The sequence below is a fragment of the Achromobacter sp. ACRQX genome (genome assembly GCF_022346505.1).
Lineage (GTDB): Bacteria > Pseudomonadota > Gammaproteobacteria > Burkholderiales > Burkholderiaceae_B > Achromobacter > Achromobacter animicus.
Genome location: NZ_JAKRML010000018.1, coordinates 1 through 15,277, shown reverse-complemented (window position 1 = coordinate 15,277; position 15,277 = coordinate 1). Strand labels below are relative to the sequence as shown.

Below are 15,277 nucleotides of genomic sequence, written 5' to 3'. Positions count from 1 at the left end.
CTTACATGCCCACGACGCGCGCCTGCGCCTGCAACGCAAGCATCGGCGTGCCGGTGGGCATGCAGATCGACGAGCCCGCCTGCAGCGCGGCCGGCATCCCGCCGATCAGCACGCGCGTTGCGCCGGCGAGCCACATGCCGGTGACACACGGGCCGTTGCCCGACGGCGGCGGCGGAAACGCGCAGCCCGCGATGGAATACGTCGACAGGATGGTCACGGCCGGCTGGCCCGACAGCAGCACGCGCGGGTTGGGCGACGTCGGGATGGCCTGGCCGCCGTGCGAACACTGCACGGTGGCGCCGAGATGCAGCAGGGGTCCGGGCATGCTCTGGCCTCCTCAGGTCACCGTCAAGGCGCCCTGGTTGATGTTGACGGCCGGGCCGGCCAGCACCACCGTCGCGCCCTGGCCGTTGGACAGCGTGATGCCCACGTCGCTGATCGAAATCATCGCGCCCGTTTTGGTCTTGAGCAGAATGCCGCCGGTGGGGCCCGGCAGATCGGAAATCATCAATGTGTTCTGCCCGCCGGTCTGCAGCACGATGCTGGGCGACACGGGCAGCCCGGCCAGCGCCAGCGCGGGAACTTCGGCGGCCGATCCCCAGAATCCCCCAACCCAGATCGGGTAGTCGGGCTTGCCCTGTTCAAACTCCACCCATACGCCCGCACTGACCTGCGGCACGACGAACACGCCGCTTTGCTGGCCGGCGAACGGCACGCACGGCATCGCCCAGCTTGAGACGCCCAGGCCCAACACGTCGGGCACCTGCACCTGGATGCGGCCCATCTGCATGGGATCGACGTTGTTGATCACCACACCGCGGAATTTGCCGTAGTGGCGTTGGGGTTCTGTCATGGGGGCACCAGGGGCAGGGTGGAGATAAGACCGTTGCGGGCCAGCGAGAATTGCTGCCGGAATTCGCCCGCCTTGAGCGAGCTGTCGACGCGCTTGACGTAGTACAGGCCATCGAACGCCAGCCCCGCGCCGCGCACGCCCACCAGTTGGCGCGACTTGAGCACATGGCCGTAACGCAACACGTTGAGCGATCCATCGGCGGTCACGGCGTCGGCGGTGGTGCCGGCGGCCATGGCCAGACCTTTGCCCAACGCGGCGGCCGGTGACAGCTTGGCGGTGTCTTTCAGCAGCGTCAGCCCCTTGGCCAGCGGCGGCAGCAGGCCCAGCGGCGGACTGGTCAGGCTGACGTCGGGAACGGGCAGCGGAATCGGAAACTTGGTCAGCGGATTCTGGATAAAGATGACCGGCAGCGCCGCGTCCGACTGGTTCACCGCGAACGACAGCGACTCGACATTGCTGTGCACGTCCATGCCCAGGTTGAGCGCGGGCTGCACCGGTCCCAGCCGGATTTCCGGTCCCCAGTACGCCACGTTGGCGCCGGGCAGCGGGCCGGGCTCGATGTAGAACACGTGGCCCACTTCCCGCGCCAACTGGCGTACATAGGCGAGGTCCGTGCCTTCGTGCAGCGGAATGCGTTCCACCGGAATCGGCACGTCGGTGAAGGGCGACGGCACGACCAGCGGCAGCATCCCGTACAGCGCGTAGCGGCCAATGATGGCGGCAACCCGAGCGGGCGGCGGCATGGCCGGGTAGGGCAGGCCGCTCATGTCCTGCTTGTCCATCGCCACCGTCAGGTCCTCGCCGGTGACGGTCAGCCGCGACTGGCCGGGCGCGTTGCCGTCCGTGATCTCCTGGCGCGTGACCAGCCCGTCCATCAGCACGGTGGGCAGCCCGTTCAGCGTGGCGACCAGGATGACGCGCAGCCACGGCACCTGGCCGCCTGCGATCACCAGCAGCGTATGCAGCGGCGAGCGGTTGCTGACGGAGAACGTGAGCTGGAATCCGCCCGGCCCGTCCGCGGATGACGACACCTCGACGCGCTCCAGGCCGTCCATGATGGGGCGGGGCGCAGGCACCGGCAGGCCAGGGCCGACCAGCAGCGTCAGGTGCACGCCGCTAAGCATCGTTGCCTCCGAAGGGCGCACCACCGAAGGGAGGACCCAACGCGGCGGGCAGCGTTACGCGCAGGCTGCGCCCGGGCACTTCCAGCGCGGCCGGACGCGGCGCGTCGTTGCCGTCCGCCAGGCGCCAGAACTGCAGCGGATCGCCCAGCGCCGCAGCGGCAATCCGGTCCAGCCGGTCGCCTGGGGCGACCGCGACCTCGCCCACCGCGGTCAGCGCCGCCGGGTCCGGCAAAAAGCGGCGGCGCAGGTACACGAGCGGCCGGCCGTCCGGCCCGGGCATTTCCGCCGTGGGCACGTCGTAGTACCGGCTGTTGGCTGGGAAGCGCTGCACGCTCATGGCAGGGACTCCAATCCGACGGAACCCAGGTCGCCCAGACCGGCCAGCGCGGCCAGCCGTTCCTTGCGCTGCTGATACACCAGGTACAGATGGCCGCCCTTGTCGCCAAAGCCCAGATCGCCCACGTGCAGCACGCGCAGGCCCAGCGACACCTTTGCGCGGATGGGATTGAGGCGCGCGTCGAAAGCCTCTTCGGTAATCGAAAAGTCCGTCACGCGCACCGGCACCACGCGCTCGCGGCTCCACACGAACAGGCTCAGCGGCGCGACCGTGGGCGCGATTTCCAGCGTGCCCAGGTTGGCGATCTGGTTGTTGCGGATGAGCGCGGCGCTGTCCGGGTAGACAATGGTCTCCAGCGCGGCCAGCTGCGCATGGATGCCCGTGTCGCGCGCCTGCGGATGATCGTCGGGAAATTCAAGCTGATCGGTGGCGTCCAGCTCGGCGTCCAGCCGGATCGTCTCGGACGGCGGACCTTTCAGGCGCAGCGGTTCGCCTGCCGCGCCGCCGTCGTCCACGCTCTGCGGCTGCAGCGAGCGCGTCAGGGTCTCGGGGTTGTATTGCAGCGATATCACGCGCTGCACCGCCCCGCTGGCCGGATCGATCAGGATGATGCCGCCGCGCAGCAGGCGGGGCGAAAGCGGTCCGCTCATGGATAGGCCTGCGGTTCCGCGGCGTTGCGTACGGCGGTGATGCGCTGCGCGCCCACCAGCGCTTCCGGCCAGTGGCGCGCGGCGCTGAAGAGGTCGGGGCGGTAGTCGAACTCCAGCACGAAGCGCGACACCGGCACCCGCGCCGCGCAGTCCAGTTCGACGGCGCGCAACTTGCCCGGCGGCTCGTCGACCATCGTGACGTCGGCGTAGCGCGTCTGGCACAGTTCCAGCACCTCGCCCACGGTCTTGCCAATCCAGTCTTCCATGGCGGCTCCTAGATCAGGTTCATGTTCTTGGGCACGGCGCTGGCGTCGTCCGGCCGGCAGGCGCGATAAAAGCAGATGCCGCAGCCGTCGACCGAGGCCCGCACGGCGGTCTCGACCTTGGCCTGGAACGTGCCGGTGGCGGCGGCGAACGCGTCGTTCCAGCGGGCCTTGAAATCGACGCCGCGCTTGCGGCAGTCGTACACGGCCTCGTAGTCCTGGATGTTGAGCGCGTAGTTGCAGCTGCCGGCGCCCACGTACTTCACCCACCCCTGATTGCCGGCCATGAAGTTGGCCACGTCGCCGCCCGAAAACGCCACGCCGAGCTTCGACTTCTCCGACTTGCTGTAGGGATGGGTGTGGAAGGTGCCGAGCGTGTAGTCGCCCTTTTTCTCGGCGGGCAGGCTGATGCTGCCGCCGCCGCCCGATCCGGTGCGGATGACGCGCTTGCCGTCCTTGTCGGACACGATGCGCCCGCCATGTTCCTGCACGGTATCGCCGCCGTGGCCGGACTTGGACCAGGCCTCGTTGACCGCGTCATACACGTCGTCCGGCATGGTGTGCGTAGCGGGGCACTTGCGCGCCTCGGCTTCGGCCACGCGCAGGTCGCCCATGCCGGCGCGCTGCACGGTCTGCGCCAGGCCCGGCGCCGCCGTGGGCCGTGACAGGCTGTGCGCGGCGCGGTCGGCTTCCGCTTCCTGCGGCGAGTGCGACGGGCCCAGTTCCAGCGGTAGCCCGGGCCGGTAGCGCCCCTGCTGCTGCACGACGTGCGCCAGTTCGTGCGCCAGCAGGTCGCGGCCCTGGCGTGTGTCCGGCGCGTAGCGGCCCGCACCGAAGGCGACGTGCGGGCCGACGGTCCAGGCCTGCGCATCCAGCGCGCGCGCCGATTCCGCGGCCCGCGCATCGGCGTGGATGCGCACGCGCCCGAAATCGTGGCTGTAGCGCCGCTCGAATTCCATCCGGTCGGCGGTGGCCAGCGGCTGGCCCGCGCTACGCAGCACGTCCTCGACCTGATCGGGCACGGCAGCCCTTGCTCGACCGGCAGACGACGAGGCGGCGCATTTCGACTTGCCGCCGCACCCGCAGGCGCATCGCCGCATCACCAGGCGCGAGCGCGGCGGTGCGGTGTCCGGCCGCGGCGCGAACAAGGACGTTCTCATGGCTCGGCTCAATGCTTCAGATGAAACGTGTCCGCGATGGCGCGGCCCGCCTGCGTGCCCGTCTGCGCCGGTTGCGCGCCGTCCGCCACGGTGCGCACCTCTTCGGCATGGGCATCGGCGGCCGCGCCGCCGTTCTGCGCAGCCCGCCGGACCAGCTCGTGGACCAGCGCAGCAACGAACGCATTGCGTTGGGCCGCGTCATGGCTCGGCAGGCTCAGCGCGCGGATATGCAGGTGAATTGCGGATTTCATGGCCATCCCCTCGTTTCGGCATCGGCCAGCGGCCGTTCCCGTTTGGCGGCTTCGGCGTGCGCGGCTTGCAGCACGTGAGCCATGGTGACTTCGGAGCCGGCGTCGGCGGCCAGAAAGGCCGCGTTCAGCGCGACGTTGCGGATGCTGCCGCCCGTCAGGTTCAGGCGCGCCAGTTGGTGCGGGTCGAGATCGCGGGTCGGCGTGGCGGCCGGGAACACGCCGCGCCAGATCCGCGCGCGCTGCTCCAGGTCAGGAAACGGAAACTGCACGACAAAGCGCAGCCGCCGCAGAAAGGCGCTGTCCAGGTTGGACTTCAGGTTGGTGGTCAGCACCGCGAGGCCCCGGTACGACTCCATGCGTTGCAACAGGTAGCTGATTTCGATGTTGGCGTAGCGGTCGTGGCTGTCCTTGACCTCCGAGCGCTTGCCAAAGAGCGCGTCTGCCTCGTCGAACAGCAGGATCGCGCCGCCGTCTTCCGCGGCTTCGAAGAGGCGCCGCAGATTCTTTTCGGTCTCGCCGATGTACTTGCTGACGACGGCGGACAGGTCGATGCGGTACAGGTCCAGCCCGGTTTCGCGCGCCAGGACCTCCGCGGCCAGCGTCTTGCCCGTGCCGCTTTCGCCGGTGAACAGGGTGGCAAGACCCAGGCCTCGCGACTGCGCGGCCGCGAACCCCCAGTCTTGATGGACCCGATAGCGCTGGCGCAGATGCGCGGCGATCTGGCGCAGCACGGCGCGCTGCGGCTCGGGCAGCACCAGGTCGTCCCAGCCTGCGGCCGGCGTCAGGCGCTGCGCCAAGCCGTCCAGCTTGCGGCGGCTGGCCTGCGCGCAGCCCTGCCACAGCACGGCGGCCGGATCGGCGCCGGGTTCCTGCAAGGCGGGGGCGAGCGCGGCGGCGGTGCGCTGCAGGGTCCGCGAGTCCAGCCCGAACTGGCTGGCCGCCTGGTCCACGGCATCGCCGACGCGCGCGGCGGCTTGCGGCCCCAACGCCTGCCTCCACAGCGTTCTGCGGTCGGCCTCTTGCGGCCGGGAGACGGCGCACGGGCGCGAGGCCGCGCGCAGCGTGACGGGTTCGCGCACGCCCACGAGGCACAGCCCGCCAGCCTGTTCCACCAGATGCCGCGCCGCCGGCGTCAGGCCCTCCGAGGCGTCGATGAACAGGGCGGCGCCCAGCAGCACGGCCTCGCGCTGCCAGAGCGTCAGCATGACGTTGCGATCGGCGGCGTCCGCCGGCACGTCTTCTGCCTGCAACGCCAGGCACGCGAGGCCCGCAGCATGCGCGGCGCGCGCCGCCACGTCTTCCTGCGCGCCGGCGTCATCGCCTTCCAGCACAAATACCGGCAGCGGCGTGCCTTGCGCGGCGGTGACCTGCGCGGCGATCTGTTTCGCCGCCGCTTCGTGCGCGGTCGCCGTGTGGGGCAGGGGCAGCGCCGGCCGCAATAGCGGGCGCAGTCGCGCGTCCGGCTCGTTCAGGCCGGCCAGGTAGTGCAGCACGCGTTCGTCGATGCGCAGGCGCGCGGTGCTCAGGTCGGCCGTGTCGTCCACGTCCAGCAGGCGCCAGCGGCGCAGCGGACGCTGCGGCGACAGGGCGCTCCAATGCGCGCCTTCCAGCTCGGCCAGCGCCAGCGCGAAGCTGGCATGACGCTGGCAGCCGGTCCGGCCGTTCGCGTGGGCGCACAGATCGGCCAGCACCGCATCCATCTCGATGCCGGCGCACAGCAGCAGCAGGTCGCGCTCGAACGCCGACAGGCCGAAGGTGGCGGTCAACTGGTCGATGGCCGAGTCGCCGTGGAGCGCGGCGCGCGCCTGCGCAAGCTGCTGCGCGCCGTGGCGCGGCGGCCGGCTGCCCGGCTTGCGCAGCCTTGTGCGCAGCCGCGTGAACTCGGCGGCCAGCAGTTGCTGGTTGGCTTCGATCCAGTCGGTGGGCGCGCGCGCGTTCATGGCAGCTCGATCTGGCGGTCAAGATAGCGGACGGGGACCGCCTCGCGGTCCACCAGCGGGCTTTCAATGCCGTCCACCCGCAGCCGCACCAGAAAGCGCGCGCCGGCGGGTGGCGCGTCGCGCCATTCGAAGATGAGCGCGCTGGCGGGTGCGGTGGCGGGTTCAGCGGGCAGCTCGCGGTCGCCCAGCAGCAGGCTGGCCGCCTGGCCGGGCAATAGCGGCGGCGCGATGCCCAACGTGATGCGCACCGTGCCCGCGTTGCGCGTGGCGGCGGCCGGCGGCAGCACGGGCTCGGGCGCCAGCACCAGCGCCAATTGATTGCTGTCGCGGCGCAAGCCGGTATCGCTGGCCTGCACCGTGGCATGCATGCGATAGACGCCGACCGGCAGGTCCGACGGCATCGTCAGCCGCAGCCACGCGTCCGTGCCTGCCTCGACGGGCACATTGCGTTCGGCATCCAGCGTCGAATGGCGCAGCGTCACCGTGCGCGCCAGGCCATCCAGATGATGGCCCTGCAACGTCACGGCGCCGCCGGGCACGGCAACCGGCTGCCTGCCCGCAGGTTGCACCGATAGCAGCGTGGGCAGCGGCGGCGTCAGGCCGGGGAACACCAGCACACCCCGGTCGCGCGGCGTGCCGGGAATGGCTTCCCCGCGTGTCAGCACGGGCAGGGCGCCGCGTGCGGGCCGCCGGGATTCGATCAACACCACCGACACCTGAAACGCGGCGGTCGGGCGGTAGTGCGCCTGCAGTGCGGACCACAGGCGCGACATCTCTTCCGCGCCCAGCGCTGCCGGGGTGATCTTCAACAGTTCGATCTGACTGGCCAGGTCCGCGCTGCGCAGGCTTTGGTAAACCGTCGGCAGAATGGCGCCATCGACCACGTCCGGATCCAGTGCGCGGCGCACGGCCTCGCGCGGCAGCACGGCCGATTCGTGCAGCAATTGCAGCGCGTAGCCCAGCAGCACTTCCGCCTGCAGCTCGGCGCGCCCATACGCGGTCAGCAGATAGTGCAGGTCCAGAGCCAGCGGCGGATTCGCGATGCGATCGCCTGCCGGATCGCGCGACGGCAGCGCGGCATTGCGCCACGCGGCGTTGGGCGTGACCTGATGCAGGAAGAGGTTCAGTTGCGGGTCTTCCTGGTTGTCCAGCGACACCGCGTCGGGCGCCAGCGCGGACACCTTCACGCCCGCGCCCAGCGCGTCCGTGACCGCGTGGTCGATCATGCCCGAGTCGAGCAGGTCCTTGATGACGGCGGTGACCGCCGCGATCGCCAGCGCGTTGCTCATGGCAGCCCCGCGCGTCGGGCGGTCAGGTAGGCGCGCAGCGACAGCGCGGACGATCGCGGGGCGGCGGGAGCCGCGCGTTGGGGCGGGGGGGCGACTTCCAGGCGGTCAATGGTGATGTGGACGTCGGGCGGAGAGGGCGGCTGCGCGGGAAGGCGGGAGGCGGACGCCGCATCGGCGGCGTGGCTTCTTGCGTTGCGTGCGTTGGGGCCGGCAAGTTCTCGTGCCTCGGCGGACAAGGCCGCGTCGCGTGGGGCAGCAGGGCGGGTACTGTCAGTGACGTCGTGCGCGCCTGACTTTTCCGCCGGTAAGGGCGATGTGATTGGCGATACGGCCGCGGAGCGGGTCTGCCGGTCGTCGGCGACGTGTTTGTCTGCCTCGATGGGCCGAAGCGCGCGCGATTGGCGAACTGGCGATGGCGCATCTTGATCACCGCGCGCCAGGTTGCGCGGGGGCACGTCCGCGTCGGCGATCGGCGCTGTCACGCTGAAATGCGTGCGATGCCGGCGTGTGTCATGCGCCGCGTCAGTCCCGTTCGCGCCGGCCGTATCAACGTTCCTTTCTGTCTGGCCAATCTTCCCGGCATCCGCAGCGTGCAACGGCGTCTGCGCGAAGCTGGCCACGCTGGATCGCGCGTCGTCTCTGGCCGCCTGGACGCGCACGTCCGGCGCCGCCTGCGCAGCCCCCAGCCCCTGCGTCTCACCCCGCCAATCATCACGCGGCACGGTCCCGGCAAGCGCCACGGCCCGCGGCGACGGCGCGCTGCGCAGGCGCGGTGCGGACCCCACGCTGCGGCTCGCAAGCTGGCGCAGGAAGCCGCTCATGGCAGCGCCTCGCTGTCGGCCAGTTCCAGATACGCGGCGCGCCGGGCAGGTCCCAGCGCCAGCACCTGCGGTTCGGTCCAGCCGTAGGCGCGCGCCAGACGATGTACATCCCGCAGCAGTCCCCGCGCGCAAAGACTGATGTCGTCCCACACGCAGGCGTCGGCGTCCAGCGCCACGGTCCACGCGTGCGCGCAGTCCGCGCAGCGCAACGACAGCTCGATGTTGGCGGCGGGATCCAGCGCTTCCATGCGCGCTTCGATGTCGTCCAGCGCCGCACCCTGCGGCAGGTCGGCGTCGGGCGGTGCGTCAACCCGGCACGCACGCAGCAGCAGCGCAAGCGCCGCGTTGCTGTCGGCGGCCACCGCGGCCTGCGTCTGGTCGCGGCTGCTGGGCAGACGCCATGCCGCTCCATGCGCGTCGAACATGGGCTCGGCCGACGCACGCTCCGGCGGCGCGGACACCGATTCCAGCAGCGTGGCCACGTCTAGGTCGAACGCCATCGCCGCGCCGCATGCCGGACAATCGGCGCAAGCGGCCAGCTGCGGCCCGAACGTGGCTTGCCGCAGGCGCAGCAGCGCCAGGTTCCGCCATCCGACCGGCCGTGACGCGACATCCACGCCAGGCATTGCCTCGGCAAGCGCGAGCAGGCCGCGGTCTATCGGATGACAGTCACGGCCCGCCTCCCACAGCGCAAGAATCTGCGATTCGATCAGGGCGTTCATCGCGGCGCTCCATCAGGCCGGCTCGACGAAACTCGGTTCGGATGGCTCGGCGACTTCGTAGTCGCGTTCCCATCCTTCGTTTTCCAGCTTGATGGTCTGAATGGCGACCGCGTTGGCGTTCGCATCCAGATCGGGAATCGCCTGGTACTCCGACACCCAGCAGCGGAACACCTTGTAGGCCAGGACGAGCTGCCCGGCTTCGTTGTAGACCTCGATGATGAGGTCTTTACGGAAGTTCTTCAGCGATACCTCGCTGCCCAGGCCCGATCCAAAGTTCCACACCTTGTTGGCCCACTGCTCAAATTCGCGGTCGTGCGTGACGCCGCGTTCCAGCGTCACCGCCTCGAATTTGCTGCGGCCTGGCGATTTGCGTCCGCTGGACGGGTCGCCGCCTTCGCGGTGCTCGACCACTTCGGTGCTGCGCTTGAGCGCCGACACCTTGCTGACGCCCGCCACGTAGCGGCCATCCCACTTCACCCGGAATTTGAAGTTCTTGTAAGGGTCGAAGCGCTGCGGATTGACGGTGAACTGCGCCATGGCAATCTCCTGGTAACCGTGGTCGGCAAACGCGCCAGGCCGCATGCGGCGCCGGCGCGTGCCGGGCTCAGGCCTGTATCTGGCCGGCCAGTTGCTGGATGCTGATGACGACGAACTCGGCGGGCTTGAGCGGCGCAAACCCCACCAGGATGTTGACCACGCCGCGATTGATGTCGTCCTGCGTGGTGGTTTCCCGGTCGCACTTGACCAGATAGGCCTCGCGCGGCGAACTGCCCTGGAAGGCGCCTTGCCGGAACAGCGTGTTCATGAACGCGCCGATGTTCAGGCGGATCTGCGCCCACAGCGGCTCGTCGTTGGGCTCGAACACCACCCACTGCGTGCCGCGATACAGGGACTCTTCCAGGTAGAGGGCCAGGCGCCGCACCGGCACGTACTTGTATTCCGAGGTGAGTTGGTCCGCCCCGCGCAGCGTGCGCGCGCCCCAGCACACCGCGCCATACACCGGAAATGTGCGCAGGCAGTTGACCCCCAGCGGATTCAGGCTGCCGTTCTCGCCGTCCGTCAGCGTCGCGGCCAGCGAGATGACGCCGGTCAGGTTGGCGTCGGTGCCCGCGGGCGCCTTCCATACGCCGCGGTTGCCATCGGTGCGCGCGTACAGGCCGGCGACGGTGCCGCACGGTGGCGCGAGACGCGGCTTGCCGTTCTTGAGCGGATCGGACACGTACGTCCACGGGTAGTAGACGGCGGCGTGATCGGACTTGGGCAGCGCCGTGCCGTTGGCCACCGCCACCATCGCCGCCGGATCGGTGGCGGTGGGCGGGGCATCCACGATCATGAAGGCGCGCCGCTCTTCGCAGTACGACGCGGCATCGGCCAGCACGCCGCTGTGCGTGATGGCCGGCAGGCAGAGCAGATTGAAGATGTCGGCGTCTTCCAGGGCGTACAGCCCTTGCCGCAGCGCGCGGCTGCCGATAAACGCAGCATAGACGTCGTCCGGCCCGTACGGCGTTTCGGTGCCGCCTTCCAGTAGCGCATCGACCGGGGGCGGCGAGGCGACGGCGCCGGTTAGCAAATGCAGCGAGGCGGCCAGGTCGTTGGCCGGCGCGGCCGCCACCGCGATGGTGGAGCCCAAGCCGCGCGAGCCGCTGGCCAGCACCAGCGTGCTGCCCTGCACCCGCGCCGTGAAGTCGCGGAAGGCCGGCGTGCCCGGCCGCAGCGCGCGCACGGCGGCCTGCAGGCGCGCCGCCACGTCTTCCATTTTGGCGGCCAGCGAACCGCCCGCGGCGGTGGCGTCACCCAGGCTCACGAGTTCGGGCCCCAAGCCATCCAGCGTGATGCGCAGGCTGGTGTGCGTGGCGTCGGGCAGCGCGTCCAGGTCGGTCGCGCCGAAGGCATCGCTGGTCAGCGTTGCCGCATCAGGCGTGGGCGCGGGGCGGATGATGGCCGCGCCGTCGGTTTCGACGCCGCCGGCCAGCGACCCCAGCATCAGCACGCCCGCGGCGTTGTTGCGCGCGCCCGGCAGCACGCGGACGCTGGCGTTTTCGCCGCCCGCACCGGACGTCATCACCAGCGTGTTGCCGTTGCGCGCGGCGGTGAAGTTTGCCAGCGCCGGGCGGCCCTGCGCCTGCGCCCGCACCTTGGTCTGGATTGCCGCTGCCAGCGCGGTCAGACGCTGCGTCGCGGTGCCGCCGGCAATGTCGCCAGGCAACGCGATGCTGACGCCCACGGGTTCCAGCCCGTTCACGGCCACGCGGAAATCCGTGTGCGTCGCATCCAGCAGCGTCTGCACGTCGCCCAGCGTGCCGCTGACGCTGGTGCCCGCCGGCAGCGCATCCAGCGCGCCCTGCGACAGCATCCGCTCCAGGCGAACGAGCTGCGATACGCCCTGCACCAGATCCAGCAGATAGCGCGGATCCTTGGCGTTCAACGAGACGTTGGCGTAGCTTTCCGCCCGCCCGTCGCTGCCGCGGATGAACTGGATGTTGAACGTGCTGGAGGGCACCGCAGTGGCGTGGTCCACGCGGACCTGGATGCTGTTGCCGGATACGCCGGGGTCCAGCGCGCGCACCCTCAGCACGTCCACCGCGGTTGCGCTGCGCAAGGTGCGCTGGGCGGGCGACGCTTCCTTGACCACGCGCACGACCCAGGCGTCCGTGCCGCCGTTCACGAAGAACTGGCGCACGGCATAGCCCAGCTCGGAATCGTCGGCCAGTCCGCCGAAGGCGCGTTCATAGTCGGAGAAACTGAATATCCGGACCGCCTTGTTGACGGGACCGCGCGGGGCCGCGCCCAGAAAGGCGGCGACCGAGGTCGCGACCCCGGCAATCGTGCGAACGCCGCTGGGAATTTCCTGGATATAAACCCCGGGATGGGACAGGGTAAGGGCCATGAGCTGCTCCTTCACACGGCTGTCGGGATCAGTGTCCTAGCCGCAGGAGAGGCTTAGAGAGCCGCCAGCGCGCCACGGGAGACGGGCAGGAGAAGGCTGGCGATTCGCGCGAGGCTTGCGCGGGGTGGCGGGCGTTGCGCCGCTCTAGTTGGATTGCAGCGGAAAGGCAATCGGGCAAAAGCAGCAAGCCCTGGTAGGAACGAGTTATAGAAGTTCTGATTGATGCGATCAATAGCTTTTTAACGGCGTTAACCATCTGTTTCTTATTCAGGGGGCGGTCAGCTCCGGTCTTGCCGCAATTGAACCCCGGGGCGCGCTGGCGTATAACCCGAAGCGGCGCCGCCCGCGATCATCCGGGCGGCGGAACGCCCAGCCGGTTTGGCAGGCGGCCAGAACCTCAAGGAGCGTGAGATGAATTGCGTGTCCCGAATGCTGCATTTGCATGACTGGTTTTCCCGCTTGCCTGCCACCTCCGGCGATGCCGCCCGACGCCTGCGCATGACGCGCGTTGTCCTGGGCGTGGCGGCTGGAACGTCGCTGGCGTTTGGTGCCGCGGCGCAGCCGCAGAATGCCGGCCAGCCTGCGTCAGTCCCCGCGACCCAGACTGCTGCCGCGCAACCGGGCGCCGGCCAACAAGACTCGTCCGCCGCGCGCGCGCTGCAATGGCCGCGTAGCTTCACCGCACCCGACGGCAAGCGGGTCGAGCTCTACCAACCGCAGATCGACACCTGGACCGCCGACCGCCTCACCGGCCGCATGGCGGTGGCGGTGGGACCGGCCAAGGGCAGCCCGACCTACGGCGTCGCCGAGTTTTCCGCCCGCGCCGACGTGAACAAGCCGGCCGGACTGGTGCGCCTGTCAGACATCCGCGTCGAACGCGTGCAGGTGCCCACCGCGCCGCAGGAGGCCGCGCGCCTGCGCAGCGAACTCGAAGCCCGCATCCCCGCCAACGGCGTGGTCACGCCATTGGATGCGCTGCAACTGAGCTATGCGCTGTCGCAGAACAACCCGCCCGCCAAGACCGTGCCGGTGAACAACACGCCGCCGCGCATCATCTACCGCACGGTGCCGGCGATCCTGGTGCTGGTGGATGGCGCACCCGCGTGGACCCAGCTGCCCGAGACGCAGGGATGGCGCCGCGTCATCAACACCCGCGCGCTGATCCTGGGCGACAACGCCGGCCGGTTGTACCTGCAGGCCGCGGGCCACTGGTACGAAGCCGGCGACATCAACGGGCCGTGGCGCACCGTGGCGCAACCGTCGCCCGCGCTGCTTGCGGCGGCAGACGCCGCGCGACGCGGTCTGGCGGCGGACCCGTTGATGCCGCACGACGGCAAGGCGCCGCACCGCGCGCCCGATATCGAAGTGTCGACCGTGCCCGCTGAACTGCTGATCACGATTGGCCAGGCCGAGCTGCGGCCGGTGCCGGGGACTTCGCTGCTGTCGGTCACCAACGCCGACCACGCCGTGTTCATGAACCCGGGCGACAACCGCTACTACCTGCTGGTGTCCGGCCGCTGGTTCCGCGGCGCGCGGCTGGAAGGGCCATGGTCGTATGTGCCGGGCAAGGACCTGCCGCGCGATTTCGCGCGCATTCCGCCGCAGGATCCGCAAGGCGGGGTGCTGGTGTCGGTGCCCGGCACGCCGCAGGCGCGGGAAGCCGTCATTGCGTCGACCATTCCGCAGACCGCCACGGTGTCGCGCAGCGCCGCCAAGCTGCAGGTCGAATACGCCGGCGGCGCGCCGGTGCTGCGGCCCATCGACGGCACGACCCTGCACTACGCGACGAACTCGCCGGTGCCAGTCATCCAGGCGGAAGGCCGCTATTACGCGCTGTCGAACGCGGTGTGGTTCGTGTCGGACTCGCCAACCGGACCTTGGCGCGTGGCCGACCATGTGCCGCCGGCCATCTACGCCATTCCCGCCAGCTCGCCGCTGCATTACGTGACCTATGTGCAGGTCTACGGCGCCACGCCGCAAAGCGTGGTGTTCGGCTATTCACCCGGCTACATGGGCGTGGTGGTGGCGCCAGACGGCACCGTCGTCTACGGCACGGGCTATTCCTATCCGCCCACGATCGTGCAGAACACCTGGGTCGGCTATCCGCCCAGTTACGGCTACAACGCCGCCTTCGATTCGGCCGCGGGCTTTGCCTTCGGGTTTGCCGCCGCCGAGGCCTGGGGCGGCGCCGCGCCGTACTGGGGACCGTACTATGGCGCGCCCTATTGGGGCGGCGTGGACGTCAACAAGGTCGACGTCTACGGCGCCTGGGGCGGTTCCGGCACGGTCACGCACGCGGCCGGCTGGAACGGCTGGACGGGCACCGAGTGGCAGGGCGCCCACGCCGAAGGCTACAACCCGCAAACCGGCTCCGCGTTCGAAGGCACGCGCGGCGCGGCCTACAACGAGTACACGGGCAACGCCGCCGCCGGACGCCGCGGCGCCTACACCGATCCGGTCACGGGCGCATCGGGCGCGGGCCGCGCGGGCGCAGTCGAGAACGACGACGGCCAGTGGGCCGCGGGCCGGCAGAACGTGCGCACCAATGCCGACACCGGCCGCACCACTTACTCTGCCGCCAGCGCGACCGGCACGGCGGGCCAAGGCGCCGACAGCGTCGACCGGCGCGGCGCCACCTACAACCGCAACACCGGCAGCGGCGCGGCGTGGAACAACGGCAACGTGTATGCGGACCACAACGGCAACGTCTACGAGCACAACGACAACGGCTGGCAGCAGCACACGTCGTCGGGGTGGCAGCCGGTTCAGCCGAACACGCAGTCCAATTACCTGAACGCACAGCGCCAGGCGCGCGATTATTCGACGCAACCGGGGAGCATGGATGGCGGAGGCTGGCAGAACCGCATGAACGAGTCCGCGGGGGGCTGGCAAGGCCGCAGCGACGGCGGCTGGCAGGGGCGCGCGGAGGGCGGCTGGCAAGGGCGCGGGGAGGGCGGCTGGCAGGGCCGCGGGATGGAGG

General features: G+C 70.1%; 15 protein-coding genes. 1 reads left to right on the top strand and 14 read right to left on the bottom strand.

Annotated features, from left to right (window positions below; genetic code table 11):
• Position 1: 1 nt before the first annotated feature.
• The 14 genes from MHZ91_RS16870 to MHZ91_RS16805 all read right to left on the bottom strand — a co-directional run bounded on the left by MHZ91_RS16870 (position 2) and on the right by MHZ91_RS16805 (position 12,297).
• The gene (locus MHZ91_RS16870; RefSeq protein ID WP_191577784.1) at positions 2 to 325 is read right to left on the bottom strand and encodes a hypothetical protein; all 324 of its coding nucleotides are present in this window, start codon (positions 323 to 325) and stop codon (positions 2 to 4) included.
• Between the two features lie 12 nt (positions 326 to 337).
• Positions 338 to 853: a phage baseplate assembly protein V gene (locus MHZ91_RS16865; protein WP_239214693.1), complete on the bottom strand. Its 516-nt coding sequence runs from the start codon at positions 851 to 853 to the stop codon at positions 338 to 340.
• Complete coding sequence (locus MHZ91_RS16860) at positions 850 to 1,977, bottom strand: hypothetical protein (RefSeq protein WP_239214692.1); 1,128 nt, start codon at positions 1,975 to 1,977, stop codon at positions 850 to 852. The genes MHZ91_RS16865 and MHZ91_RS16860 overlap by 4 nt, the downstream gene beginning before the upstream one ends.
• Entirely contained in the window at positions 1,970 to 2,314 is a 345-nt protein-coding gene (locus MHZ91_RS16855) for a LysM domain-containing protein (protein WP_239214691.1), read from the bottom strand. Before MHZ91_RS16855 ends, MHZ91_RS16860 begins: the two co-directional genes overlap by 8 nt.
• Positions 2,311 to 2,964 carry a hypothetical protein gene (locus MHZ91_RS16850; protein ID WP_175122713.1) on the bottom strand — a complete coding sequence of 218 codons (654 nt, stop codon included), beginning with the start codon at positions 2,962 to 2,964 and terminating at the stop codon, positions 2,311 to 2,313. The genes MHZ91_RS16855 and MHZ91_RS16850 overlap by 4 nt, the downstream gene beginning before the upstream one ends.
• Entirely contained in the window at positions 2,961 to 3,230 is a 270-nt protein-coding gene (locus MHZ91_RS16845; RefSeq protein ID WP_175122714.1) for a hypothetical protein, read from the bottom strand. Before MHZ91_RS16845 ends, MHZ91_RS16850 begins: the two co-directional genes overlap by 4 nt.
• An 8-nt stretch (positions 3,231 to 3,238) precedes the next feature.
• The gene (locus tag MHZ91_RS16840) at positions 3,239 to 4,249 is read right to left on the bottom strand and encodes a DUF4157 domain-containing protein (RefSeq protein WP_239214689.1); all 1,011 of its coding nucleotides are present in this window, start codon (positions 4,247 to 4,249) and stop codon (positions 3,239 to 3,241) included.
• A gap of 146 nt (positions 4,250 to 4,395) precedes the next feature.
• Positions 4,396 to 4,638 carry a hypothetical protein gene (locus MHZ91_RS16835; protein ID WP_239214688.1) on the bottom strand — a complete coding sequence of 81 codons (243 nt, stop codon included), beginning with the start codon at positions 4,636 to 4,638 and terminating at the stop codon, positions 4,396 to 4,398.
• The gene (locus MHZ91_RS16830; RefSeq protein WP_239214686.1) at positions 4,635 to 6,578 is read right to left on the bottom strand and encodes an ATP-binding protein; all 1,944 of its coding nucleotides are present in this window, start codon (positions 6,576 to 6,578) and stop codon (positions 4,635 to 4,637) included. The genes MHZ91_RS16835 and MHZ91_RS16830 overlap by 4 nt, the downstream gene beginning before the upstream one ends.
• A complete protein-coding gene (locus MHZ91_RS16825) occupies positions 6,575 to 7,867 on the bottom strand; it encodes a DUF4255 domain-containing protein (protein WP_239214683.1) in 1,293 nt (430 codons plus the stop codon). The genes MHZ91_RS16830 and MHZ91_RS16825 overlap by 4 nt, the downstream gene beginning before the upstream one ends.
• A complete protein-coding gene (locus MHZ91_RS16820; protein ID WP_239214681.1) occupies positions 7,864 to 8,688 on the bottom strand; it encodes a hypothetical protein in 825 nt (274 codons plus the stop codon). Before MHZ91_RS16820 ends, MHZ91_RS16825 begins: the two co-directional genes overlap by 4 nt.
• Positions 8,685 to 9,410 (bottom strand): hypothetical protein, encoded by a 726-nt coding sequence (locus tag MHZ91_RS16815; RefSeq protein WP_239214679.1) that lies wholly within the window; start codon positions 9,408 to 9,410, stop codon positions 8,685 to 8,687. The genes MHZ91_RS16820 and MHZ91_RS16815 overlap by 4 nt, the downstream gene beginning before the upstream one ends.
• A 12-nt stretch (positions 9,411 to 9,422) precedes the next feature.
• Positions 9,423 to 9,947: a phage tail protein gene (locus MHZ91_RS16810; protein WP_056566211.1), complete on the bottom strand. Its 525-nt coding sequence runs from the start codon at positions 9,945 to 9,947 to the stop codon at positions 9,423 to 9,425.
• A gap of 67 nt (positions 9,948 to 10,014) precedes the next feature.
• The gene (locus MHZ91_RS16805) at positions 10,015 to 12,297 is read right to left on the bottom strand and encodes a phage tail sheath subtilisin-like domain-containing protein (RefSeq protein WP_239214677.1); all 2,283 of its coding nucleotides are present in this window, start codon (positions 12,295 to 12,297) and stop codon (positions 10,015 to 10,017) included.
• A 411-nt stretch (positions 12,298 to 12,708) separates the two neighbouring features.
• Here MHZ91_RS16805 and MHZ91_RS16800 point away from each other — a divergent pair.
• Positions 12,709 to 15,277, top strand: a 2,569-nt coding sequence (locus MHZ91_RS16800; protein WP_239214675.1) for a carbohydrate-binding family V/XII, incomplete at its 3' end; no start/stop codon positions are given.